Annotated in this window: 24 protein-coding genes; 10 read left to right on the top strand and 14 right to left on the bottom strand. The window is 60.2% G+C overall.

Annotated features, from left to right (window positions below; genetic code table 11):
* Nucleotides 1–494: 494 nt before the first annotated feature.
* From EV700_RS00770 to EV700_RS00755, 4 genes are all read left to right on the top strand, one after another.
* Nucleotides 495–1,130 (top strand): nucleotide-binding protein, encoded by a 636-nt coding sequence (locus EV700_RS00770; protein WP_130410460.1) that lies wholly within the window; start codon nt 495–497, stop codon nt 1,128–1,130.
* 38 nt (nt 1,131–1,168) lie between these two features.
* Nucleotides 1,169–1,435: a ribbon-helix-helix domain-containing protein gene (locus tag EV700_RS00765; protein WP_130410459.1), complete on the top strand. Its 267-nt coding sequence runs from the start codon at nt 1,169–1,171 to the stop codon at nt 1,433–1,435.
* A gap of 166 nt (nt 1,436–1,601) precedes the next feature.
* Nucleotides 1,602–1,883 (top strand): hypothetical protein, encoded by a 282-nt coding sequence (locus EV700_RS00760; RefSeq protein WP_130410458.1) that lies wholly within the window; start codon nt 1,602–1,604, stop codon nt 1,881–1,883.
* 145 nt (nt 1,884–2,028) lie between these two features.
* Nucleotides 2,029–2,244, top strand: a complete 216-nt coding sequence (locus EV700_RS00755) for a hypothetical protein (protein ID WP_130410457.1) — start codon at nt 2,029–2,031, stop codon at nt 2,242–2,244.
* Nucleotides 2,245–2,528: 284 nt separating this feature from the next.
* Here the strand turns inward: EV700_RS00755 and EV700_RS00750 are convergent, their stop codons facing one another.
* From EV700_RS00750 to EV700_RS00735, 4 genes are all read right to left on the bottom strand, one after another.
* Nucleotides 2,529–4,229 (bottom strand): NYN domain-containing protein, encoded by a 1,701-nt coding sequence (locus tag EV700_RS00750; RefSeq protein ID WP_130410456.1) that lies wholly within the window; start codon nt 4,227–4,229, stop codon nt 2,529–2,531.
* Nucleotides 4,230–4,688: 459 nt separating this feature from the next.
* Complete coding sequence (locus tag EV700_RS00745) at nt 4,689–4,892, bottom strand: hypothetical protein (RefSeq protein ID WP_130410455.1); 204 nt, start codon at nt 4,890–4,892, stop codon at nt 4,689–4,691.
* Between the two features lie 15 nt (nt 4,893–4,907).
* Nucleotides 4,908–5,870 (bottom strand): nucleotidyl transferase AbiEii/AbiGii toxin family protein, encoded by a 963-nt coding sequence (locus EV700_RS00740; protein WP_130410454.1) that lies wholly within the window; start codon nt 5,868–5,870, stop codon nt 4,908–4,910.
* A complete protein-coding gene (locus EV700_RS00735) occupies nt 5,863–6,621 on the bottom strand; it encodes a type IV toxin-antitoxin system AbiEi family antitoxin domain-containing protein (RefSeq protein WP_130410453.1) in 759 nt (252 codons plus the stop codon). Before EV700_RS00735 ends, EV700_RS00740 begins: the two co-directional genes overlap by 8 nt.
* Before the next feature lie 166 nt (nt 6,622–6,787).
* On the opposite strand from EV700_RS00735, the gene EV700_RS00730 reads away from it, so the two are divergent.
* Nucleotides 6,788–7,162, top strand: a complete 375-nt coding sequence (locus EV700_RS00730; protein ID WP_130410452.1) for a DUF3775 domain-containing protein — start codon at nt 6,788–6,790, stop codon at nt 7,160–7,162.
* 217 nt (nt 7,163–7,379) lie between these two features.
* On the opposite strand, the gene EV700_RS00725 is transcribed toward EV700_RS00730, so the two are convergent.
* Nucleotides 7,380–9,578 carry a heavy metal translocating P-type ATPase gene (locus tag EV700_RS00725; protein ID WP_130410451.1) on the bottom strand — a complete coding sequence of 733 codons (2,199 nt, stop codon included), beginning with the start codon at nt 9,576–9,578 and terminating at the stop codon, nt 7,380–7,382.
* 78 nt (nt 9,579–9,656) lie between these two features.
* Here EV700_RS00725 and cadR point away from each other — a divergent pair, with 78 nt between their 5' ends.
* Nucleotides 9,657–10,088: a Cd(II)/Pb(II)-responsive transcriptional regulator gene (gene cadR / locus EV700_RS00720; protein WP_130410450.1), complete on the top strand. Its 432-nt coding sequence runs from the start codon at nt 9,657–9,659 to the stop codon at nt 10,086–10,088.
* Nucleotides 10,089–10,105: 17 nt separating this feature from the next.
* On the opposite strand, the gene EV700_RS00715 is transcribed toward cadR, so the two are convergent.
* The 9 genes from EV700_RS00715 to EV700_RS00675 all read right to left on the bottom strand — a co-directional run bounded on the left by EV700_RS00715 (nt 10,106) and on the right by EV700_RS00675 (nt 18,908).
* A complete protein-coding gene (locus EV700_RS00715) occupies nt 10,106–10,888 on the bottom strand; it encodes an FTR1 family iron permease (RefSeq protein WP_130410449.1) in 783 nt (260 codons plus the stop codon).
* A 93-nt stretch (nt 10,889–10,981) separates the two neighbouring features.
* Nucleotides 10,982–12,220: a TolC family protein gene (locus EV700_RS00710; RefSeq protein ID WP_130410448.1), complete on the bottom strand. Its 1,239-nt coding sequence runs from the start codon at nt 12,218–12,220 to the stop codon at nt 10,982–10,984.
* Nucleotides 12,220–12,519 (bottom strand): DUF3240 family protein, encoded by a 300-nt coding sequence (locus EV700_RS00705; protein WP_130410447.1) that lies wholly within the window; start codon nt 12,517–12,519, stop codon nt 12,220–12,222. Before EV700_RS00705 ends, EV700_RS00710 begins: the two co-directional genes overlap by 1 nt.
* Nucleotides 12,516–15,596: an efflux RND transporter permease subunit gene (locus tag EV700_RS00700; RefSeq protein ID WP_130410446.1), complete on the bottom strand. Its 3,081-nt coding sequence runs from the start codon at nt 15,594–15,596 to the stop codon at nt 12,516–12,518. The genes EV700_RS00705 and EV700_RS00700 overlap by 4 nt, the downstream gene beginning before the upstream one ends.
* Entirely contained in the window at nt 15,597–16,694 is a 1,098-nt protein-coding gene (locus EV700_RS00695) for an efflux RND transporter periplasmic adaptor subunit (protein WP_130410445.1), read from the bottom strand.
* A 117-nt stretch (nt 16,695–16,811) separates the two neighbouring features.
* Entirely contained in the window at nt 16,812–17,126 is a 315-nt protein-coding gene (locus EV700_RS00690; protein ID WP_130410444.1) for a hypothetical protein, read from the bottom strand.
* A gap of 250 nt (nt 17,127–17,376) precedes the next feature.
* On the bottom strand, nt 17,377–17,694 hold the full coding sequence (locus EV700_RS00685) for a YnfA family protein (RefSeq protein ID WP_130410443.1): 318 nt from the start codon (nt 17,692–17,694) through the stop codon (nt 17,377–17,379).
* 58 nt (nt 17,695–17,752) lie between these two features.
* Entirely contained in the window at nt 17,753–18,370 is a 618-nt protein-coding gene (locus EV700_RS00680; protein WP_130410442.1) for a recombinase family protein, read from the bottom strand.
* A 295-nt stretch (nt 18,371–18,665) separates the two neighbouring features.
* A complete protein-coding gene (locus tag EV700_RS00675) occupies nt 18,666–18,908 on the bottom strand; it encodes a hypothetical protein (RefSeq protein WP_130410441.1) in 243 nt (80 codons plus the stop codon).
* A 1,348-nt stretch (nt 18,909–20,256) separates the two neighbouring features.
* Between EV700_RS00675 and EV700_RS00670 the strand changes: the two genes are divergently transcribed.
* The 4 genes from EV700_RS00670 to trfA all read left to right on the top strand — a co-directional run bounded on the left by EV700_RS00670 (nt 20,257) and on the right by trfA (nt 22,396).
* Nucleotides 20,257–20,931, top strand: a complete 675-nt coding sequence (locus EV700_RS00670; RefSeq protein WP_130410440.1) for a hypothetical protein — start codon at nt 20,257–20,259, stop codon at nt 20,929–20,931.
* Between the two features lie 84 nt (nt 20,932–21,015).
* Nucleotides 21,016–21,258, top strand: a complete 243-nt coding sequence (locus EV700_RS00665) for a CopG family ribbon-helix-helix protein (protein WP_130410439.1) — start codon at nt 21,016–21,018, stop codon at nt 21,256–21,258.
* Complete coding sequence (locus tag EV700_RS00660; RefSeq protein ID WP_130410438.1) at nt 21,248–21,535, top strand: type II toxin-antitoxin system RelE/ParE family toxin; 288 nt, start codon at nt 21,248–21,250, stop codon at nt 21,533–21,535. Before EV700_RS00665 ends, EV700_RS00660 begins: the two co-directional genes overlap by 11 nt.
* Nucleotides 21,536–21,556: 21 nt before the next feature.
* Nucleotides 21,557–22,396: a plasmid replication initiator TrfA gene (trfA, locus tag EV700_RS00655; protein ID WP_130410437.1), complete on the top strand. Its 840-nt coding sequence runs from the start codon at nt 21,557–21,559 to the stop codon at nt 22,394–22,396.
* Nucleotides 22,397–22,399: the final 3 nt, after the last annotated feature.

Below are 22,399 nucleotides of genomic sequence, written 5' to 3'. Positions count from 1 at the left end.
CCATAAAATTTATGTAAAACAATAAATTACGCCCGCTTTTCGGAGCCACTAACCATATAACCTAAATTTAACCAAATTTATAACCACGCGCGCGAAGGCGCGCACCGCCTCTTGGGGCTACGCCCCGCCGGCTCCTCCGCTACGCTACGCCCGCGCTACGCGCTCCCCACCCGGCACCCCCAGGGGCTTTGCCCCTCGCTTCGCTCACCCCTATGGATCAGCCCTCCGGGCTGGCTATCTCACCGTGCAAAGCATTGCCAAAAACATGTATTGGCCAAATTTGCTTGGCGCTCTCCAGTCGCTGTGGCTGCCCCTCCGGGGCACCGCTTCCGCTGCCTTCGCTCCTTCAAGCGCCGCACCGCACGCGGTGCAAAAGCATTGTTTTTAGTTTTGGGGGGTGACTTTTAAGTGTCATGGCCTTATCCTCGAATCCGTTCTTTTCATCCGTTTAGACCCTCTTTTTAATATTAAAATGGGTGTAATAAGGGGTAATAATGATACTCACAGTCGGTAACACTAAAGGCGGCGTCGGGAAAACGACACTGGCGCTGAACATCGCCATTGCTCGTGCCTTATCAGGTCGGGATGTTTGGTTGATTGATGGTGACCGCCAAGGGACAGCCCAGACCGCAATTGCGTTGCGCGCGGAGTCGGGGCGTCAGCCGGCGATTGCCTGTGCCCAATACGCAGACGGTACGACATTGCGGACCCAGGTTCAGCACCAAGGCAAAAAGTTCGAGGATATTGTCATTGATGCCGGTGGACGTGACTCCACTGCCCTTCGCGCTGCTCTGGTGCTGTCCGATGTGCTGCTGGTGCCCTTTGCGCCCCGCTCTCTGGATGTATGGGCGTTGGCTGACATTTGTGCCCTGATCGATGAGGCTAGGTCAGTGCGTGACGGATTAAAAGCTTATGCCGTGTTGAATTCGGCAGATCCAGGCGGTTCGGATAACGCGGATGCTGCGGCGGCTGTCGCTGACTATCCGCAACTGGTCTATCTCGATACGCCCATCCGGCGCCGCAAGGCAATTGCCAATGCCGCCGGACAAGGGCTTTCCGTGCTGGAGGCTTCACCGAAGGACGCCAAGGCCAGTGATGAACTCCATGCACTGCTTTCAAAATTGTTTTAATATTGAAAGCAGTTATTTGAATATTAAAAAGGCATGATATGGCTATTACAAAACCTGTCGCCAAGGTGACGCCGCCGCCAGCGGCTCCGGTGGATGAGTTTATCAATGGCGCTCCGGATGGTGAGAGCGCCAAAAAGGAACGTAAGGGTGTGCAGAAAGGGAAGCGGGAACAGATCAGCCTGACCATCCCCCCTGCCCTGTTGACCCGCCTCGATGCCGTTGCTGAGCGCCTGGCACTGTCCCGTGCCGGGATGATCAACCTGGCGATCGTTCGGGCCGTCGAGCAGGAAGAAAAGTCACAGTGACGGCGGTATGCTAGGCTGAAGATGTTAGTGCTTTTCCAATCTTCCGGAGCAAGGTGATGGACAAACATCCGCTGGATCAACGTCCGCCGCAACCGGTCATCTCCCTTGCGCGTATTGCGGCCAAGCCATTGCCGATAGCGTGGCCAGAGGGCTGCCAGTCACGGGCATGTTTGATGGCAGCGTTCAGCAACTGAACGCCGATGATCCCCGGCTGGATGCTTACCGGCAACCGGGGGAAGACATGGCGTCGCTATATGCTGCCAGTCCTGTGGAGGTGTGTTACACGCCGCCCATGAAGCCGGTGGCAGACAACTTACGGCCGGCCATGGCTCATCGACATATTGAAGTGCGACTCCAATCATTTGACGGTCTTGGGCTGACTCCGAGTGAAGTCTTGGATGCTTTGCAGATGGCGGTGGAGCGGGCACGAGCCATGCTGAAAGAGTAGCCCCTAAATTACACCTTATTTAATTGTTTTTTAATATTAAATAAGGTGTGATACCAGTGTCATATTCTGTTCATCAATTCAGTTCGCACTGACCGTCTTGCCGGTCAGGCGGGCTTCACTTGCCCAAAACTGAATTGAGGTCATCATGTCCCATCATCGAAATTCTTCCTTGCCTGTACCGACTGCTGCTTCTGTTCCGACCAGATCGACTTCTATTGACTATCCTGCTGATGACGGTCAACTGAGTGAGGATCAGCTGGAGGCGATCCGTCAGCTGGTGGTTATGCCCGAGCACCCGACAGTCTTATCTACGCTGCTGGCGGTAGGTCTTAACGACGAAGCGATAAAACCAGGTAGCTGAAGCAAGGTGATGTATTGACACTTGAGGGGCGTTTCCGAAGCCCCTCAAGTGTCAACAACAACGCGGGATTCATTCTTTTTTAATATTAATTAGATATTAAATAAATCATTTTTTCATGGTGATCGCGGAGAGCGTAGCCTTAAGCGCCACAAGCAGAAGTCGAGTAGGGCGTTTGTTAATTTTTCAGATTGGGGGGACGTGTGTATGGTCTATAATTAATCTATTAGTAATATTTTTTGAAAATTATAAGAATATTTAAATGATATGAAAAAATGGGCCGCGCATTACGCGGCCTGTGCTGCTTCCACTTGGCGCTCTTGAGCTGGGGCTTTCCGACTGCGAAGCCGCACCCAAGCGTGGCCATTCCGGCTCAGGGTTTCAAACTGTCCGTCCGCATCGATCAGCTTCCGTAGCCCGTTGAAACCGTATATGCGGGTCGTGAACTGCGGGTAGCGGCGCTGGATTTCCGTCATGGTATCGGCCATGAGCATCCAACCGTCGCTGTCGGCCCGGAATGCCACCGCCATGGCGATGACTTCATACAGGCCGGTCAGACTGAGGTCCGGTTTGTTATTGGCGCTGAAGGCGCGGGGCTGCGCCCGTAGGGGATCATCACTGATCCCGACCAGTATTTCGCGACGGTTCACATCGCTGGCTGTCGTCACAGACGGCAGGCTGCAGAGCAGCTCCCGGGCGCTGTCTTCCGGCCAGCGGTGGTGAGTCAAAGGGTGAGTCAGATAGCGGAGGACGTCCGCCGACAAACCCCAGTGATCGGGCCGCTGGAATAATCTGATCGCTTGGCGGATCTGCTCATCGTGTGTTTCCTGAGGCAGTGGTGTGCGCTCCTGGGGGCGAAGAATCAGCATGTGTTTGAAGCGGCTGCCGGGGCCTTTGCATTCGACCAGCTCCGGGTGATCCATTACGACGCCTTCCCATGTGACATAGCCGAAGTTTTTCGGGTCAAAGGAAGGCATCAGCAGCATCAGGGCATCGTACAAAGCTGTCGGAGATATCCGGAGCTGATCATCGGCATGAACCCTCGCCAAGGCGCTGATGCGGTCAAAAAGCGCCTGGCGTTTATCCTCCCGTGCGGGTTTCGCGGGTGAGGGCGGCACGGCTACTGTTTGCTCCGGTGCGTTAAGACGGATGAAATACTGACTGGGTTTTTCCGCACGCCGTCCCAACTCCAGATAGCCCAGGGCCTGATACATCTGGGTCAGATTGCTGAACTCTTTTCGGATCGTCAGGTAATAAGCGTGGCTCCGGGCGCTGGTGTCGAACTTCGTCATATCGACCCACACGGCTTCTTCCTTGGGCAATTTCTCATAGGCGTCTCTCAACAATGCGTTCAGGGCCCGGTCTTGGCTGATGTCCATCTTGCCCGCCGGCTTCTTGTCACTGGTGAATTTCGTGATCTTGCCAGGGGCTGTCGGAGTGGCCGATGGCGGGGTTTTCACCGCCGGTTTGGCTTCCAATGCGGCCAGTGTCGTGAAGTGTTGGCAAACACCGCGCAAGCAGGGGGCGTTATCGCGGCTAGCGATGGCGAAAACCTGTTTTCCTTGCTGCCGCAGGCGGACGGCCAGTGGTGCGAAATCACTGTCGCCGCTGATCAGGCAGAACCCGTCCAGAAGGGGTTTGCTGTACAGCAAGTCCATCGCGTCGATGATCATGGCCATGTCGCTTGTGCTTTTCCCTTTCACATAGCTGTGTTGCTGTACTGTCTGAATGGGCAGCGTCCGGCATGCCACTTTCCAGGCGGAGACGCTGCTATTGGCCCAATCGGCATAGGCCCGGATCAGCACGGGCTGGCCCCAGCGATGGACTTGCTCCATCAACAAGTCGAGTCCGCGGGTGGGCATGTTTTCGGCATCAATGAGTACCGCCAGCCGGGGCTGATCCGGTGAGTTGAGCCGTTGCTGGATCTTCTGATTGATCCGGGCGAGGGCGGGGCGGGCAAGTTGGAGTAGTCCTTGAAGAATCGGCATGAGTGGCTCCTGATAGCTCCGGTTGGCTTGGAATGGTGAAGTGCCGGCCCGCTTTCCTGCAATGACAGTGGTCTACCGCGCGACGCAAGTTGACGTTAGTTGATGGGATAAAGTGAGCCAGGCACCAGCGTACTTTACCAGTGTGAAAGGTTAAAAAGAATATTCTTTTAATATTAAAAAAGGTGTCTTTTGATTTTAACCAATGTCGCCGATGCTGTTGGTGGATTGATGAGATACAGCACTTTTAACCGTCCTGGAGACAGGCGCGGAGCGTTTCCGCTGGTTCCTGGCGTGTCCAGACACATAGGCCAGCAGGGGAGGCGGAGTAAGGGAGGAGGATGTCTTCTGGCCGTCACCGCCCGTTAGGGCGAGAGCATGCCGGTAGACCTGCTGTGTGGAATCAGGGGGAGGGGAGTGTGATGTCGCCGCCTGAGCAGGTTCCCTCCCGGCGGCACGGGGTCATTTTTTCTTTGGGTTGGTGATCAGTTCCACTTCCAGAATGATCAGGCGGCCCAAACGGATCGTCAGTATTCCTTCGCCGAAGGCAATGTGCCAGGCCAGTTTGCACCCCACGAAGAGTATCAGCGCTGAGAATATGTAGCAGAACGCCGCGTACAGGATCCAGGCGAAGTGCATGTAGGACTGGTAGAGCTGATTCAGCATGGTGGCTGACTCTCCTTATGAAGGCTCACTGGTTGCGAGCGTAGGTTTTGGGGCAGTCGCAGGCACGGCTAACAAACGTGCGAGTTCTGCGGTCTGGGCGATAAAGTCTTCCGGTCTTTTTTTACTGAATTTTTTCAGGTTTTCCAGCTTCCAGCGTAAGGCAGGAAGTTCGGCTGCATGGGGGCACTGCAGAAGCTTCCATGACGGTTCAGCCTGACTCAGACTGACCAGAAAGCTTCGCTGGTTGGGCGTCAGTCGTTGCGACAGTTCTTCCCGTAGGCGAGTTCTTGTTTCAAGCAGTGTTTTCAAGGGGACGGGTTCGGTCGTCATGCCTACAAAGTGGTTATGGTATTCGCGTTCTATATCCTTGTCGGTGCCAAACAGCACCTCGTGGAAAGGGCGGGTCCCACCAGCCAGATAGGTGACAAAACATTCGATGGTGGCGTCAGTCAGTCCGCCGGTTTCAAAGAGTCGCCAGACGTCGAAAAGATCGCGCGGATGCTGGCGATCCAGGGCTGCAACCAGTTTGCTGCCATAGAGTTCGTCCGGCGCCAGCATGGGTACTTCCACTTCGGTGCTGAATTGCAAGGAGGTCTTGGGGCTGAGTGCCAGCTTGACCGTGGGGAGAACCGTGCCGCGAAAAACGAAATTCACTTCAATCTTGACTTGGCTGGTCTCATGTTCGATTAACAGCTTGGTTTCGCCCTGATCCTTGGAGGGTAGGGTACGCACCGTGACCCCCAAGGGGGTAAGGCGTTCCCGGATATTCTCCAGCTCGGCGGCGATATCGCGCAGGGCTTCCGCCCGGCTCGGCTGCCATGGGACATACACCACATCAATGTCAACGGAGAGGCGGGGCATATCCTGGACGAACAGGTTGATGGCTGTCCCGCCTTTCATGGCGAAGATGTCATTGTCGAAGACGGCCGGCGCAGCGGTTAGCAGCAGCCGGACGGTTTGGGCGTAGCGCTCATCCATGGGGTTTGAGGCTCAGTAGGCTGCCGTCATCGAGATGACGTATCCAGCGTTTTTTGCTGCCGGTAGGGATGCGATATTGCTGCAACAGCAGATCGAGGTTGATGGCTCCAGTTTCTTGTCCCCAGGTCAGCAGTAGTCGCGTGGTCTTGATGCTGGTGCAGGCTTCAAGAAGCGGTCCCAAGGTGTTCAGTCGCAGGTTACGGACGCCGGAAAAAACGTTGTAGGCTTCTTCTACACCTTGATGTGTTCCTACTTCATAAAGCATTTCTAGCAATGCCCGCTCCGGGACGGAAACGCGCAGGCTGTTGACCACCCCCGGCGGAGTAGTCAGCGTTTTCTCCGGCCAGGAAGCGTCCGGCCAATTGAAGAGGGTTGCGGACACATAGTGTGCCGGGAACCGGGTGGTCAGCCAGTCCGGCAGTGAAAAGCGTTGCTCCCCCCACAGGGTTGTTGAGTCTCGAAACATCAGGTTATGGCGAACACCCTGCATGGCCAAGGCGCTTTTCCCGGCGACGTGCAGCCCACGGATACGGGTTTGCAGGAAGCAGAGGGTAGGGTGCAGTTCCAGAGAGTCGCCAGCGAAGGCATAGACGCCGTGGCCAAGACGAACCAGCCAGCCGCTGTTGACATATTTAGCGGCCAGCTGAGGGGACACGCCATGCTGCTGCAGGGTGTCGAGGTCAAAGGGCATTCCTCGGGGGAGGGAGGTTTGCAGGCCTTTGATTAGATCATGACGTGAAATTAAACTCATGGTTTAAATTTATAGCATAAAATAATCACGTGGAGGCCAGAAGAATGCTCTTTTTCTATGTCAAAAGGCGAGTGCCAATAAAGCTGTATTACACTATATGAAGACAGTGACCTGATCGGAGATTGGGCGCTAACATCAGAAACCCAGTGTAAGGAACTCGCGTCATATGCGGCGTTTCAAGTACCTGACAATGGCCGATATTGAAGCCATTTGTTTATTGGCGGACGCCCGTAAATCAGTACCTGCCGGCGTTGCCCCGGATTGGCAGATTCGTCCCGATTCCGAAGATCGACGACAACTGGACGATCTGCTGACGCGGGGGTTGTCTTCGGCCCATTTGACCCTGTTGCGCCGGATCCAGCAACTGCCTCGCGAAGCCCAGATCGAACTGGCATCGCTAGCCTGGTTTGGACGGGGCGATGCTTCCTTCGATCAGGTCACGGCGCACGCAGAGCAGGCCTACAGTTCCACCTTGCCGTATTACCTGGCCGACAAAGTTGAACTCGGGGATTACCTGCGGCGAGGATTGCAGCGCCCATAATGATGCAGCCAGTCTCAAAGCGGCTGGCAGGATTTCTATGCGAAAAGTTCGGCCCACGCGATCCGGCCGAGTTAAAGCCACTGACGAATTAGCTGATGAGCTTTACCTCTTCAAACGTTGGCTACAAAGTGTCAATGGCCAAGCAGCAGCCCTGTTCTCATGAATGCCCGTCCAACTGACAGCCACGCATGAACCCGACTCCGGATCACACCAGGCCTCACAGCCTCAAAAGACGCAATCCGTTAAAAACCACGATCAAACTGGCGCCCATGTCCGCGAATACCGCCATCCACATCGTGCCATGGCCGGACAGCGTCAGCGCCAGAAACACCGCCTTGATGCCCAGCGCCACGGTGATGTTTTGCTTCAGCACCACCGCTGTCGCCCGCGATATCCGGACAAAAACCGGAATCTTGCGCAGGTCGTCATCCATCAGCGCGACATCGGCTGTCTCGATGGCGGTATCCGTGCCCGCCGCGCCCATTGCAAAGCCGATATCGGCCCGCGCCAGCGCCGGCGCGTCGTTAATGCCGTCGCCCACCATCCCGACCCGGCCGCCGTCACCGGTTAGCGCCGCGATCGCGGCGGCCTTGTCCTCCGGCAACTGGTTGCCCCGCGCCTCATCCATGCCCACGGCGTCGGCGATGAAGCGGGCGGTGGTCGGGTTGTCGCCGGACAACATCAGGGTTTTGACGCCCAGCCGGTGCAGGTCGGCGATGGCCTCCCGGCTACTGTCCTTGACGGTATCCGCCACCCCGAACAAGGCCAGTACACCGTCTTCCCCGGCCAGCAACACCGTCGTCTTGCCTTGTGCTTCCAGTATTTGCAGATGCGATTCGATGGCCGGTGAGCACAGCTTCAAGTCTTCAATCAGCCGATGGTTGCCCAGATGGTAAGTCCGATCATTGATGCGACCGGTAACGCCGCGTCCGGGCAAGGCATTGAAGGCGGTCACATCCAGAGGCGCGCTGCCAGTGTCAGCCAGCGCCCCGGCCACGGCCAGCGATACCGGATGGTCAGAGCGCCGCGCCAGGCTGTACGCGATACGCAGCGCCTCGTCTTCTTCCCCGGCCAGTACCTGGCGGTCGGTCAGGGCGGGCTTGCCGTGGGTGATGGTGCCGGTCTTGTCCAGCGCCAGCCAGCGCAGGGCATGGCCTTGTTCCAGATAGACGCCGCCCTTGACCAGGATGCCGTGCCGGGCGGCGGCGGCCAGACCGCTGACGATGCTGACCGGCGTTGAAATCACCAGCGCGCACGGGCAGGCGATCACCAGCAACACCAGCGCCTTGTAGATCCAGTCGAACCAGACGCCGCCGAAGGCCAGCGGCGGAATCACCGCCACCAGCAAAGCCAGGGCAAAAACGGTTGGGGTATAGACCTCGGCGAAGCGATCCACGAAACGCTGCGTGGGCGCACGGGCACCCTGGGCGGATTCGACGGCCCGGATGATGCGCGCCAGCGTCGAGTCGGTGGCGGCCGCCGTTACACGGTATTCCAGTTCGCCGCTCTGGTTGATGCTGCCCGCGAACACCGCATCGCCGGGGCCCTTGTCTACCGGCACGCTTTCACCGGTAATCGGGGACTGGTCAAGGGCGGACTGCCCACTGAGTATCTGCCCGTCCAGCGGCACGCGCTCACCGGGCTTGACCCGCACCCGCGCCTCCACCGGGACAGTGGCCGCCTCGACGGTCAGCCAGCCGCCATCCGGCTGTAGCACGAGCGCCCGGTCCGGCGTCATCGCCAGCAGGCCCCGGATGGCGTTGCGGGCACGGTCGAGTGACGCTGCCTCGATCCGTTCGGCCACGGCGAACAGGAACATCACCATCGCGGCTTCCGGCCACTGGCCGATCAGGAAAGCGCCGGTGACGGCGATGCTCATCAGGGCATTGATATTGAGTTTGCGGTTGGCCAGCGCCGTCCAGCCCTTGCGATAGGTGGTCAGGCCGCCGGAGAAGACGGCCAGCAATGCTAACGCCGCCGGTAGCCAAGGAGTCAGCAGGTGCAGCCAGTCGGCGGCCTCCGCACCCATCGCCGCCAGTCCGGCCACGGCCAGCGGCAGGACGGAGGCTGGCGTTTCCGCCTCGTCCTCGTCGCGTTCTGCCGCCGGGTTTTCCGGCTCGAAGCCCAGGCTGCGGATAGCAGACTGTATGGCGTCCAGGGCCGAGGCCTCGTGATCCACGGTCAGAAGGCGCTGCATCAGGTTGAAGCTGAGACCCTGTACCCCGGTCATCCCGGTCAGCTTGCCCCGGATCAGGGCCTCCTCGGTCGGGCAATCCATCTGGCGGATCAGGAACTCGGAGCGAATCCCCGCACCCGCACTGTCCGGAAGAGAGGGGGAACTTGGCGGAGCCAGCGGCGAGCGGGATGCACAACCGCCTCCGCAGCAAGAGGACTCAGAATGGGAGTGATCGGTCATGAAAGTCTCCGCCTATTGGGCTATGCTGCCAGTAAACACCCTGAAGCTGCTTCAGGGTCAAGCCGTGAGAGCACCGCCATGAAAATCGGGGAACTGGCCCGCGCCGCGCAGTGCAGCGTCGAGACCATCCGCTACTACGAAAAAGAAGGATTACTGTCTGCGCCGTTACGCACAGACGGCAATTACCGAGACTACGGTCCCGGCCACATCGAACGGCTGCGCTTCATCCGCAACTGCCGGGCGCTGGACATGGCGCAGGAGGAAATCCGGCAGTTACTGGGCTGGATGGATCATCCTGCGGACGATTGCGGGGTCGTTAACCGGCTGGTGGATGACCATATCCGACACGTCGAGATGCGTCTTGCGGAACTGGAGCGGCTGCGGGGACAACTCCAGTCGTTGCGCCAATCCTGTCAGGCGCGGCGCACCGTCGAAGACTGCGCCATCCTGCAGGCGCTGACGCACCGGGAGCCGCAGGCATCCCCGCTCCGCCATCATCACTTGGGCTGAGCGGTGACAACCGCGGTTCAGGATGCCGATTTGGCGGCTATGGCGGGATAGCGACGGGAAAGGACCGCCCCGATCAGGAGAGAGGCTGGCGCCAGCACCAGTGCATAGGTCAGCCAGACACCATATTCGCCCCCCGGTCCGTAAGGTTCGGTCGCGTTATGCCAGAACGTGTTGTCGAGTCCCGGCAGAGCCCCGGCCTCGCTGAACTCGTGGAAGGCGTAAATCCCCAGCTGGACCGCGAACAGGCCCAGAAAGACACCGGTGACGGCAAACAGCAGGGACAGATTGACCCGCTGGCCGTAACGGCTCCAGAGACCGGCCACCCCGATCGCCGCTCCCACGCCTGCCGTCGCCCATATCGCCAGCTGGCGTCCGGTCTCCATGCCGGACAAGGCCGCGATCAGGGTGGCTGCTTCCACCCCTTCACGACCGACCATGAACACCGCGAACAAAAAAACGCTGCCCCACATGAACAGGGGGCGGCGGTTGGTCGCCTTGGCCAACTCATCCCGGATTTGCCGGGCCATCTGTTTGCCGTGGCGCTGCATGTGGATGATGCAGCCGACGATCAGGGCGCAGGCGACCAGGGCCAGCCAACCCTCCCATAGCGAGGAGAAAGCGCCGTGGCGGGCCAGATAGACACCCAGGGCGGCCGATCCCAGGATGGCGGTGCCGGTGCCCGCAAACAGGGCCGTCGTCAGCGAACGGTTGCCGGTCTTGCCCAGGAAGGCCAAGGCGACCGATATAATCAGCAGGGCTTCCAGCCCTTCACGAAATGTCGTCATGAAAATAGCCAGCATGGCAATCTCCGGATTCTGGATCAGCGGGGGAGCGGGGCGATCCGGTTCGGCATCGCCCTTTCATTATTGCACAAATGCAAATGATAACCGTTACTATTTGTCAGTTAACTCACTCTGGCCGCCAGCCGCCCAGCCGCGCATCCCGGCAATCTCCAGCCCCAGCACCGCCTGCCAGGCGCTTGCCCGCGCCGTCAGTTCGGCGTCCGCCGCCGCCAGTGCTTGCCGCCGCAATTGCAGCAGCTCCGCCACCCCGGTTTCCCCCAGCCGGAATCCCTTCTGGCCGCGCTCGGCCGCCAGCGCTTGGGCTTTGGCGCTGTCGGCGGTCAGTTGCCAGACCCGCCACTGATTGTCGGCGGTCAGCCAGGCCAGCGCGGCGTCGGATTCCTGCCGCCGCAGTTCGCCCTGGGCCGTCAGTTCAGCGGCGCGGGCGTCCGCTTGCGCCTGCGCGGCCTGCTGCTGCCGGCGCTGGCCGGACAGCGGCACACTCAGGCTGAGGCCGATGATGCGGTCGGTGTTATGCGCTTCCGAGGCGGTGAACACGCCCACGGTCGGGTCGGGGGTACGCTCCTGCGCCTGCCGTTCCGCCTGCACCCGCAACTGCTGCGCCTGCAAGCGGGCCAGCGCCAGACGCGGGTTGTCGGTCAGCAGCCGTTGCCGCCAGCTGGCCGCGTCACCCGTGGGGGCAGACGGCGGTGGCAGGGTGGCGTCGGTCAGCGCCAGACCTGGAAAGCGGCTGCGCAGACCGGCTTCGGCCTGCTGTTCAGTCAGTTGTGCGGCGGCCAGCTGACCGGCCAGTCCGGCCAGCTCCGCGACGGCCAGGGTTTCCTCCTGCACCGCGCCGTCACCGCTGCGGATGCGTTGGCGCACTCCGGCGAGGTTGGCCTCGCTCAGTATCCGTTGCTGTTCCAGCAGGGTGCGCCGCTCCTTGGCCTGCGCCCAAGCCAGCCAATGATCCAGCAACTCGCGGGCCGATTCCTGCCGGGTTTTGGCCACCTCCAGGGCGGCCGCTTGCCGGGTCAGTTCCGCCTGTTGCCGATCGAGTCGGGCCTTGCCCGGCAGCCGCAGGCCATGTTCCAGCGCGGCATTCCATTCTTGGGAGTTGGCCGCGCCCTGGGTGCGGCGCTGCTGGGCGCTGAGGTTGGCGGTCCATTCGTAGGGTGACGCCGTCAGCACGGCGGCGGCGCTGTCGGCCGCCTGCTGCCGGGCTAGTGCGGCAGCCAGTTCGGTATCCTGCGCCAGCACGCCGCGCACGGTGTCGGCGGTCGGCAGGGCGAAGGCCGGGGCGGCGAGCGCCGCCAGCAGGCCCAGGGTGGTCGGGAAAGCTCGGGACATCACAGTTCTCCCGTATCTAGGACGTGGGTCATCCAGTAGGTAACGCCGGTACCGGCCATGGTCGCCCGTAACCGATCCAGCAGGGCATCGGCCGCCGTGCGGTCGAGCAGCAACTGGATGCTGACCGAATGGCCGCGCCCCAGCACCTTTTCCAGGCGGTCGAGGGACTGCGGATGCAGTCCGTGGGTGAAGGACGGGGCGCTGCTGAACAGCGGCGCGTCCGCGTCCACCAGCAACAGGTCAACGATCTTTTCTTCCAGCTCCGGCGGGCAGAGCAGGGTCAGGCAGCAAAGTGTCATGTACGGTTCTCCGTCGCAAAGGCAAAGCGCCGGTAAAGAATGGGAAGCAGAATCAGGGTCAGGGCTGTGGCTGTAATCAGGCCGCCGATGACGACAATCGCCAGCGGGCGCTGGATCTCGGAGCCGGGGCCGCTGGCGAACAGCAGCGGGATCAGGCCGAAGGCGGTGATCGAGGCGGTCATCATTACCGGCCGCAGCCGACGCTGGGAGCCAACCATGACGCAGTCCTGCAAGGACAGGCCTTCCGTCCGCAGCTGGTTGAAGTAACTGACCAGCACCACGCCGTTCAGCACCGCGATGCCGAGCAGCGCGATGAAACCCACCGACGCCGGCACTGACAGGTATTCGCCGCTGACCCACAGGGCGACGATGCCGCCCACCAGCGCAAAGGGGATGTTGCTAAGCACCAGCAGCGCCTGCCGCACCGAACCGAAGGTCGAGAACAGCAGCAGGAAGATCAGTCCCAGCGCCACCGGAATGACGATGGCCAGGCGTTGCGCCGCCCGCTGCTGGTTCTCGAACTGGCCGCCCCAGGCCAGGTGGTAGCCCGGCGGCAGTTTGACCTCGCGGGTGATTTTGGCCTTGGCCTCGTCCACAAATCCCACCAGGTCGCGGCCGCTGACGTTGGCGATCACCACGCTGTAGCGGCTGCCCGCTTCGCGTTCCACTTTCACCGGGCCTTCCTCACGCGCCAGACTGGCAATTGCCGGCAGCGGTACGCTGCGGCCGTCCGGAGCCAGGACATTGAGGTTGGCGAAGGCTTCCGGCGACACCCGGATATCGGCCGGGCCGCGCACCAGGATCGGCACCCGGCGGTTGCCATCCACCACGGTCCCGGCCTTTTCCCCTTCCACCTGCAGGCGTAGCGCATCCTGCACATCGCTGACGTTCAGGCCGAAACGACCCGCCGCCAGCCGGTCTACTTGCAGCCGCAGGTACTGTACGCCGCCGTTCTGCACGGTGTAGACATCCTGCGAGCCGGGCACCTTCTTCAGCACTTGCTCCATCCGTTCAGCCAGTTCGTTCAGGGTATTCAGGTCCGGACCAAACACCTTCAGCGCCAGGTCACCGCGCACGCCGATGATCATTTCATTCACCCGCATTTCGATCGGTTGCGAGAAGCTGAACACCAGACCGGGGAAGCCTTCCATGACCTCGCGCAGGCGGTCGAGCAAGGCCTCCTTGTCATTCGGCGTCCGCCACTCGTTGGCGGGCTTGAGTTCGAGGAAGGTATCCGTCTGATTGATGCCCATCGGGTCAAGGCCGATTTCATCGGAACCCGCCCGCGCCACGATGCCGGTGATTTCCGGGACGGATTTCAGCAGCGCCTGCTGCACCCGGTTGTCCAGTTCCAGTGTCTGGGCCAGACTGACCGTGGGCTGCTTCTCGATGCCGATCAGGATGTTGCCCTCGTCCATCGTCGGCATGAAAGTCTTGCCGACCTGCGTATAGACCACCCCGGCTCCGGCCAGCAGGACCAAGGCCCCGATAATGACCGGCGCGGGACGGCGCAGGCTGGCGGCCAGCAGCGGCGTGTACAGGCGCAGCAGCTGGCGCGGCAGCCAGGGGTCGGCGTGGTCGTTGCCGCGCAGCAGGAAGGAGGCCAGCACCGGGATCACCGTCAGCGACAGCAGCAGCGACCCGGCCAGCGCGAAGATGATGGTCAGCGCCACCGGCACGAACAACTTGCCTTCCAGCCCTTGCAGCGTGAGCAGCGGCAGGAAGACGGTGATGATGATCAGGATGCCCGCCGTCACCGGCGTCGCCACCTCGCGCACCGCGCGGTTGACCAAGTGCAGCAGCGGCAGACGGCCCTTGCTCGGGTCATGTGCCAGATGCTGGACCACGTTCTCGACCACCACTACGGCGGCGTCCACCAGCATGCCGATGGCGATGGCAAGGCCGCCCAGGCTCATCAGGTTGGCGGACATACCGAACTGGTGCATCAGGATGAAAGTGACCAGCGCCGACAGCGGCAGGATCACCGCCACGGTGATGGCGGCACGGGCATTGCCGAGAAACAGCCCCAGCAGCACCAGCACCAGCGCGGTCGCCTCCAGCAGGGCCTTGGATACCGTCCCCACCGCCTTGTCGACCAGATGGGCGCGATCATAGAACACATGCAGTCTGGTGCCGGCGGGCAGGCTGGGTTGTATCTCCGCCAGCCGTACCTTCACCCCGGAGACCACCTCGCGGGCATTGGCCCCGGCAAGACTCAGGACCAGGCCTTCAACGGCTTCGCCCTGACCATTGCGGGTCACTGCCCCGTAACGGGTGAGCGCGCCGGTGCGCACCTCGGCGACATCGCCCAGCCGCACCACTGCGCCGTCGCGCATGGCCACGACAATGGCGCGCAGGTCGTCCGGGGTGCGGATGCGGCCTTCCTCCCGCACCAGCAGCGATTCGCCGCCCTCATCCAGCCGTCCGGCGCCGTCGTTGCTGTTGTTGGCGGCAATCACCTGCCGCAACTCTTCCAGCGTCACCTCGTTGGCGGCCAGCTTCAGCAGGTCCGGCACCACTTCCAAGGCACGGGCCTCGCCGCCCAGCGCGTTGACATCCGCCACACCGGGCACGGTGCGCAGGGCGGGGCGGATCACCCAGTCCAGCAGGTCGCGCTTCTCCATCAGCGACAGCGTGTCACTTTCGAGGGTGAACTGGAAAATTTCGCCCAGCGGCGTGGTGATCGGGGCCATGCCGCCAGTCAGGCCTGCCGGCAGGTCGCCCATGATGTTGTTCAGCCGCTCGGCTACCTGTTGCCGCGCCCAATAAATATCGGTGCCGTCGGCAAACTTGAGAGTGATGTCGGCGATGCCGTACTTGTTGGTGGAGCGCAGCGCCTCCTGATGGGGAATGCCGAGCATTTCCACCTCAATCGGCACGGCAATCCGTGATTCGACTTCTTCCGGCGTCATGCCGGGGGCCTTGAACACGATTTTGACCTGCACCGGCGACACCTCCGGAAAGGCATCAATCGGCAGTTTGGTGAACGACAGCCAGCCACCGGCGGCAACCACGACCACCAGCAACAGCATGAACAGCCGCTGCGACAACGAGAATTGCAGGAGACGGGTCAGCATTTACTCGGCCTCCATGCCGCTCTCGCCCAGCCACACACCCTTGAGCGCGATGATGTTGCTGACGGCGACCTGATCCCCGGCCTGCAAGGGGCCTTCGACCCGCACCTGATCCCCGGCCGCCACGCTGACCGTCACCGGCCGGGCCGTGAACCCGTTACGGCTGCGGACAAAGACATAAGCCTGCGCCCCCTGGCGGGTCACGGCGGCCTGCGGCAAGCGCCAGGCTCCGCCGGTGGAGGGCAACCGGGCTTCCAGCGCCGTACCCGGCAACAGCGGGGTGGCCGGGCCGGCATTCAGACGGGCGCGGGCGCTGACGCTCTGGCCACCGCCCGCCACCGGGCTGATGCTGACCAGTGTTGCCGATTGCGCGCCGACCTGCACCGCCATGCCCGGCTTGTAGCGACCGGCCACGGCCAGCGGTAACTGGATTTCGACCCACACGGGTGTCGGCCGCACCAAATGCAGCAGTGCTTCCGCCGCCTGCACGCGCTGGCCTGGCCGGATAGCCATGCCGGTGACCACCCCGGCCGCCGGGGCGCCGATGACCAGTTCCGGCGCGGGTGCCGCTCCGGACTCCAGACGCCGAATTGCACCTTCGGCCATCCCGGCCAGTTGCAACGCGGTCCTGGCCTGCATCAGCCCGGCCTGCGCCTCCTGCCTGGCCGCCTCCGCCTCCAGCAGGCGGCGCTGCGGCGTGATGCCGGTGTCAAACAGCTCCTTCTCGCGCTGCCAGGCTGCCCCGGCCAACCGGGAGCGGCTGACGGCCTGCACCAGCGCCAGTTGCAGTGTGGACAGCTCCGGGCTTTGCAAGATCAGCAACGGCTGACCGGCCTTGACCGGTTGACCGTCTTGTACCTGGACACGGGTCACCAGCGCCGCCAGCGGACTGCTGACCACCTGTTCCTGATCGGGAGAGAGCACCACCCGCGCCGGGTAGCTGACGGACAGCGCCCCGGACGGTGACGGGGCCAGCGGTAACAGGCGGATGCCCAGGTTCTGGATCTGTTGGGGGCTGACGGCAAAGGCGTCAGCGGCCAGGACGGGGCCGGTGAGCACGGCGCAGAGCGCGGCGGCCACACAGGAAAGACGGAATACCATGAAACACTCCTTACGGAGCGATCCGCCGGCGGCAGGCCGGAAAGAGAAACAGATCGCCCGAATCCAGACAGGGGAAAACCGGCCGCAAAGGCCGAGCCTTATGGAGTGGTGAGCGATTTAAATGAGCAGGACTGTCATCGCGCGCAGGGCGACGGGGTGACTGTTGGGAGATGGAGGAGGTGGGGCCGGACTGGTCGCCAGGGGCGGCGGTTCGAACAACGGCAGGAACGACAGCACCGGCAGCAAGGCCGGGAACATCAGGGGTTGCACATTCTTGGCGGGCGCGGGCTCATCCGTGGCGTGACCGTCATCCAGCGCCAGATCCACACACAGCTGCCCGGTCGCCTTTTCGGCGGGTGCGTCCAGGCAAGGCTTCCCATTCAGTTCCAGCACCGCCTTGCCGTCCGGTTCCAGGCACAGCACATCGGCCATGGCCACCCCGAGCCCAAGACACCAATGCAACAGCATCACTGCGATCAAAGGCAGTGACCAGCGGCGGCGACGTCGGCGGGTGAAGTGGAACATGCAGGGGCGTTCAGGTATCCGGATATGGCGGGCAGTCTAGCAAGGATCAGTAGAAGAGAAACGTTCTTGTTTGTAATTGATGATCTATTTCCTCGCCCCTATCCCCGGAGAGTCGCCAAGCCCCGCGAGATCCGGCGAAATGCGCAGATGCCATAGGCTATCGTGGCTGAAAGGCAATGATCGCCATGCCGGATAGCGCCACGACAACGCCGGTCAGGTCCCAGACGTTCGGTCGGATGCCGTCCACACCCCACAGCCAGAGAATGGCAACGGCGATATAGACCCCGCCATAAGCGGCATAGACGCGCCCGGCAGCGGCTTCGTGCAGGGTCAACAACCAGGCGAACAACGCCAGACTCAATACGGCGGGTGCCAGCAACCAGACCGGTTTGCCGCCCTTTAGCCACAACCAGGGCAGGTAACAGCCGACAATTTCGGCGAGCGCGGTGGCGATATACAGCAGCAGGGTTTTCATGCGGCAGGACTCTAGCATTCGATGTTTGTGGTACGGGTTACAAGACAAAGAGTCTATATCAGGTTGTTTTACCCAGCAGCTTCAACCCATCCGACCGCAACTCCCCTTTGGGTGAGACATGGCGGTACAGGGTTTGCCGTGTGATCCCAAGCTCTACGCAGAGGTCCCCGACGCGGGTTTCCGGTTGACCCATTGCCGCCATCGCCAGACGCAGCTTGGCCGCAGTCATCTTGAACTTCCGGCCGCCCATGCGTCCCCGCGCCCGCGCCGATGCCATACCGGCTTTGGTCCGCTCCGAAATCAGTTCTCGCTCGAAGTCGGCCAGCGCCGCGAAGATACCGAAAACCAGCTTGCCGGCGGCCGTCGTCGTGTCCACCGCCGCGCCCTGACCGGTCAGCACCTTCAGGCCAACGCCCCGGGCGGTCAGGTCATGCACGGTGTTCACCAGGTGACGCAGGTCCCTACCCAACCGGTCCAGTTTCCAGACCAGCAGGGTGTCTCCCTCGCGTAACGCTTTGATGCAGGCGGCCAGGCCGGGCCGGTCATCCTTCTTGCCGGAGGCCTGGTCTTCGTAAAGGTGGGCCGGATCGACCCCGGCGGCGATGAGCGCATCGCGCTGGAGGTCTGTGGACTGGCTGCCGTCCGTCTTGGACACGCGCATGTAGCCGATGAGCATTTTTCCCTCTGGATGGATGTCACATAAACGTTCGGTTGCGTGACAAGCGGAGCAAACTCGGAGTTGGCATCAAATTTTGTCACTTATCCCGTATCGCAAAGTAAGACACGCAAAGGACCAATTTTCAAGATAAAGTGAAGATTCCGGCAGGATGTCTGGGGGGATGTTCTGTGTTTAGGTCGAACTCAGCATTTTGGAAAGCGTCTGTTGAGGCATTTTCAGTCTGGTGAAACCTGTTAATGAAGGTTGGGAATAGATGGCAGATGGCGTCCATGCCATCGCCTCATGGTTTATATTACCAGTCTAATTGACAGGGAACCCCAATTATATCTCGAAGCCATCTATTTGATTTCGAAACAGCATTTTCAATGCTGTGTGCTATTTTAGGGATAAAAATCGTTCCTTCGATTGATGTTATATAAACAATGCTCCCGTCATCATTTTCATGAATGACAGAATCATAAGATTTTCCACTGTAAGAAAATCGGCCAATTTTTACGTCATGACCTCTATGAAGGTCAAAATAAGGAATGGTCATCAGGAATCTCCTCTTCATGCCATACCTTATTTTAGCGTGCTAAACCGATCCATCCGGTCTAGAACGAAAAAATATTAGGAAACCCCCCTCCAATGGAGGGGGGCTTGAGTTAGGAGTGTTTTCACGGATTCAGCCACAAACGTAGCGTTCACCGTGGTCCGGCCGATCATAAGATCGCCACCCCTCCGGACAGGGTTTGGTTTATTTCTACCACAACTTTTCGGCGTGTGATTGCCTGATTTCCGCAAAAGCAGAGAACAAAGCGAGCAGGGTGCCACCCCTGCCGCACACACACTACGTCTTCCCACCAACCAACAACTGGTTCCGACTTTCGGGTACATACCGACCGCACAAAGTACGTTCGGCTCGTGACCAGGCTTCGACTGAATCGCCTGACCCCTTTCGCCCCTACTCATCGAATCTCCCCCGCTTGCGCCTCGACGGTGCCACCCGTCTCAATTGGCCGTCAGCGGTTCCCACGTTATTTTCCGGTGTCTCATTGAACAGAACGCCAGCGCTCTCCCCTAATGTGTCTTGGCCATCGGCCTCACCTGCAAGGCAGGTTTTCAGCGCTCCGAGATTCCAAAGCAAGTCGCTTACCAACACATCGGATCATCGAACTTCAGTCATAGGACTGGCTCATGTTCCCCACGATGCACCCTCTGCGGGCGCAATTACAGGCTTAAGCTGTACAGCGATCCTGGCGGCTTGCGCCCCCAGGTACCGAGTCCTCCAGATTTCTCCTCAGACCCCTGACGTGTTTCCACGCCCTCAGCAGCCCACCTGCGTGGCACAGGTTCGACAGTCTCCTGCCGCCCCTGGATCGGACTGATTACCGATTCTCACCGGAAACAGGGTGTGGCCTGGTTACCCAGGCTCCCGTGTCCGCGTCGCCCAAACTCAACATCCTGAAGCATGAGTCATGAATCTCACATCGTGATTCATGACTCATGAATTGCCTCGCCCGAAGGCGGATTGGGTCGAAAGGAGCATCACAGCTCCTAGCGCCCGTCGTAGCCGTACCAGCCCCATTACGGGCATACGGCTTCACCAGTCTGGCTCCCGATTGGCGATCGGGAGTTCCTGGTCGGTGGGAGGACGCAGCGGGGGTGGCAACCCCGCTGTCACACGTGGCTGACACCCGGAACTCCGGCGTCCCGAAAATTTTCGCAGGTCACAGAGCAGGCCTCAAGGCCTGCAGGAATCTCTTATTATTCAGAAGCTCATTCCCTGCACAAACAATCCAATTTAAGAAGCTGAATGCCTTTAAAAAATACAGCTCTGCTTTATTTGGTTGCGGTCTGTCGGCTAGGATTCGCTCCCGTTTCACGAATGGATGCGCCTCCCCATGCTGACCTGCGAAAGCAAGATCCTCCTGATGCAACGCCTTCAGGACTACGCCCGTCTCGACTACCGTTACTACTTCCAGGGGGAAGTCGGCCTCGACAAGCTGAACAGCCTCAGCCGAAAATTTGCCCAACAGTACGATACCGAACTGAGCAAGTTTCAGCGTGCCCGCCGCAAGCGCAGCGGCGAGGCTGTCACCCAGTTATTGGTTTGGACGCCCGAAGACAGCGACAAGGCAAGGTTCTGGTTGCTCGCCACCGAGGGTAAGGGCCGGGTGCATGACTATGAAACCTTGCTTGATCTCCGCGACAAGGCCAACCGTATCCGGCTTCCCGATTACGAGCTGGTTCACGACGGCGTGAGTTGGTCCTGGCGCATGTCCCAAGCGACTTATTCCTTCCATCAGAAGCGCCTCCGGAATGCGATTCTGGCGCGTAACGATCTGCTCTATGGGGTAGCGGTAGCCTCCCTCTATCAAAGCCCTGGATTTCGGCTGGTGCGGCGTCAGGTGGGGATGCTGGCCCGTTGGCTGCGTCTGGAATGGGGGAAGCTGCGCAAGGAGCCGATGCAGGAGTTGCCCACCTTCCTCCCCTATGTGCGGCGTTTGCCGAATCCGGCGGCTAAGACCAAGGCCCGCTCTACCCGTCCGGCGGTGGTTGCGGATGAGGCGGCGTGATAGATTGACTGTTCAATTTCAGTACGTCTTCATGCTCTTGTGATACAATGCAATCATGTGTACACAATGCAAGAAGGGTGTGTGATGTCCACGACCATTTCCATGCGGATGCCCGAATCGCTGGCCGAGCAGCTGGAGCTGCTGGCCAAGGCGATGGGCCGTAGCCGTTCCTTCGTCGCTGTTGAAGCGATTCAGGCCTATGTGCGTGAACAGGCCTGGCAAGTTCAGGAAATCCAGAATGCCTTGCAGGAGGCTGACGCGGGTGATTTTGCGGCCGAGGATGATGCCTCAGGGGTGATCCGCAAGTGGGCTGGCCATGCGGGTTAAATGGCTGCGTATCGCGGTCCAGAATCTGGATCAGGCGGCCGAATGGATTGCCAAGGATAATCCACAATCGGCTCGGGTTTTTGTTATTTCAGTGCAGGATACCGTGGATAAGATCAGTAACCTCCCTGCGATAGGGAAAACTGGTCGAGTGGCGGGAGTCCGTGAAATCGGCGTTATTGGGTATCCGTACATAATCCCCTATCGCGTGGTCGGGGATGAGTTACAGATACTGCGTATTTTCCATGTCAGGCAGCAATCTCCTGGCCGTTGGGAATAATAGTTGTGGTGAGGGATTATTATGGCAGCGGCAAAAAAAGATAAAGGGAATCTGGTGGCCACGGTTGAGGCCATGCAGCGCCGTGCCCTGATTAAATCGCCGGGTAATGATTCGGAGAAAGTTCTCCAGTTGCCATTATGGCCGGCTGAAATGCGGGCTATTCCTAATGATTATGCTCGCTCGGCTTTGTTCACGGTGCGGAACAAGAAGACGCCCCGCGAGGCGATGATGGGGCATGAAGTCTTTCACACCAGTCAGGATGTGCAGATTTACTACACCGGTATCGAGCTGCGGGCCGATGATGATGAGCTGGTCTGGCAGCAGGTCTTAGAGTACGCCAAGCATTTTCCATTGGGGCAACCGGTCTCCTTCACGCTTTATCAGCTATGCACGGATCTGGATTGGCCGATCAACGGCCGCTACTACCAACGTGCCGAGGAGTGCCTGGATCGCCTGCAGGCGAGCGCAATCAAGTTCGTGTCCAAGCGCTTGGGCAGTCTGGAGTCCCTGTCGATGATCAAGCGTTATCGGATGGTAGGGCGTGGGTCGCGCGGGGCGCGTTGTGAGGTTGAAATTGATGGGGAAATGGTCTATCTCTTCGCCGGGCATCACTATACCCAAGTGGTGTGGACCAAGTACCGTAAGCTGTCGCCTGTTTCCCGGCGGCTTTATGATTACCTCGCATCACATAAAGAGCCTTACCCGCTGGCGCTGGATACATTCAACCGGATGTGTGCTTCGTTGTGCAATCGCCCGAAGAAGTGGGCTGAAATGGTTCGGGAGTCTTGTGAGGAGCTGAAACAGGCCGGGCTGGTGGATGCGGCCTGGGTGCATGAAGGGATGATTCGTGCCCAGCGTTAGAGC

The sequence above is a fragment of the Fluviicoccus keumensis genome (assembly GCF_004217445.1).
In the GTDB taxonomy this organism is placed as follows: Bacteria; Pseudomonadota; Gammaproteobacteria; order Pseudomonadales; family Moraxellaceae; genus Fluviicoccus; species Fluviicoccus keumensis.
This window is presented reverse-complemented; position numbering and strand designations above follow the sequence as displayed.

What these genes read in the sequence shown, in the direction of transcription:
- cadR (WP_130410450.1), top strand. Translation starts at nt 9,657, where the DNA reads ATGAAAATCGGGGAACTGGCCCGCGCCGCGCAGTGCAGCGTCGAGACC.
- EV700_RS00710 (WP_130410448.1), bottom strand. Translation starts at nt 12,220, where the DNA reads ATGTCCCGAGCTTTCCCGACCACCCTGGGCCTGCTGGCGGCGCTCGCC.
- EV700_RS00680 (WP_130410442.1), bottom strand. Translation starts at nt 18,370, where the DNA reads ATGCTCATCGGCTACATGCGCGTGTCCAAGACGGACGGCAGCCAGTCC.
- EV700_RS00755 (WP_130410457.1), top strand. Translation starts at nt 2,029, where the DNA reads ATGTCCCATCATCGAAATTCTTCCTTGCCTGTACCGACTGCTGCTTCT.
- EV700_RS00760 (WP_130410458.1), top strand. Translation starts at nt 1,602, where the DNA reads ATGTTTGATGGCAGCGTTCAGCAACTGAACGCCGATGATCCCCGGCTG.
- EV700_RS00670 (WP_130410440.1), top strand. Translation starts at nt 20,257, where the DNA reads ATGCTGACCTGCGAAAGCAAGATCCTCCTGATGCAACGCCTTCAGGAC.
- EV700_RS00675 (WP_130410441.1), bottom strand. Translation starts at nt 18,908, where the DNA reads ATGACCATTCCTTATTTTGACCTTCATAGAGGTCATGACGTAAAAATT.
- EV700_RS00700 (WP_130410446.1), bottom strand. Translation starts at nt 15,596, where the DNA reads ATGCTGACCCGTCTCCTGCAATTCTCGTTGTCGCAGCGGCTGTTCATG.
- trfA (WP_130410437.1), top strand. Translation starts at nt 21,557, where the DNA reads ATGGCAGCGGCAAAAAAAGATAAAGGGAATCTGGTGGCCACGGTTGAG.
- EV700_RS00770 (WP_130410460.1), top strand. Translation starts at nt 495, where the DNA reads ATGATACTCACAGTCGGTAACACTAAAGGCGGCGTCGGGAAAACGACA.
- EV700_RS00735 (WP_130410453.1), bottom strand. Translation starts at nt 6,621, where the DNA reads ATGAGTTTAATTTCACGTCATGATCTAATCAAAGGCCTGCAAACCTCC.
- EV700_RS00725 (WP_130410451.1), bottom strand. Translation starts at nt 9,578, where the DNA reads ATGACCGATCACTCCCATTCTGAGTCCTCTTGCTGCGGAGGCGGTTGT.
- EV700_RS00740 (WP_130410454.1), bottom strand. Translation starts at nt 5,870, where the DNA reads ATGGATGAGCGCTACGCCCAAACCGTCCGGCTGCTGCTAACCGCTGCG.
- EV700_RS00705 (WP_130410447.1), bottom strand. Translation starts at nt 12,519, where the DNA reads ATGACACTTTGCTGCCTGACCCTGCTCTGCCCGCCGGAGCTGGAAGAA.
- EV700_RS00745 (WP_130410455.1), bottom strand. Translation starts at nt 4,892, where the DNA reads ATGCTGAATCAGCTCTACCAGTCCTACATGCACTTCGCCTGGATCCTG.
- EV700_RS00765 (WP_130410459.1), top strand. Translation starts at nt 1,169, where the DNA reads ATGGCTATTACAAAACCTGTCGCCAAGGTGACGCCGCCGCCAGCGGCT.
- EV700_RS00665 (WP_130410439.1), top strand. Translation starts at nt 21,016, where the DNA reads ATGTCCACGACCATTTCCATGCGGATGCCCGAATCGCTGGCCGAGCAG.
- EV700_RS00690 (WP_130410444.1), bottom strand. Translation starts at nt 17,126, where the DNA reads ATGGCCGATGTGCTGTGCCTGGAACCGGACGGCAAGGCGGTGCTGGAA.
- EV700_RS00715 (WP_130410449.1), bottom strand. Translation starts at nt 10,888, where the DNA reads ATGCTGGCTATTTTCATGACGACATTTCGTGAAGGGCTGGAAGCCCTG.
- EV700_RS00695 (WP_130410445.1), bottom strand. Translation starts at nt 16,694, where the DNA reads ATGGTATTCCGTCTTTCCTGTGTGGCCGCCGCGCTCTGCGCCGTGCTC.
- EV700_RS00685 (WP_130410443.1), bottom strand. Translation starts at nt 17,694, where the DNA reads ATGAAAACCCTGCTGCTGTATATCGCCACCGCGCTCGCCGAAATTGTC.
- EV700_RS00750 (WP_130410456.1), bottom strand. Translation starts at nt 4,229, where the DNA reads ATGCCGATTCTTCAAGGACTACTCCAACTTGCCCGCCCCGCCCTCGCC.
- EV700_RS00730 (WP_130410452.1), top strand. Translation starts at nt 6,788, where the DNA reads ATGCGGCGTTTCAAGTACCTGACAATGGCCGATATTGAAGCCATTTGT.
- EV700_RS00660 (WP_130410438.1), top strand. Translation starts at nt 21,248, where the DNA reads ATGCGGGTTAAATGGCTGCGTATCGCGGTCCAGAATCTGGATCAGGCG.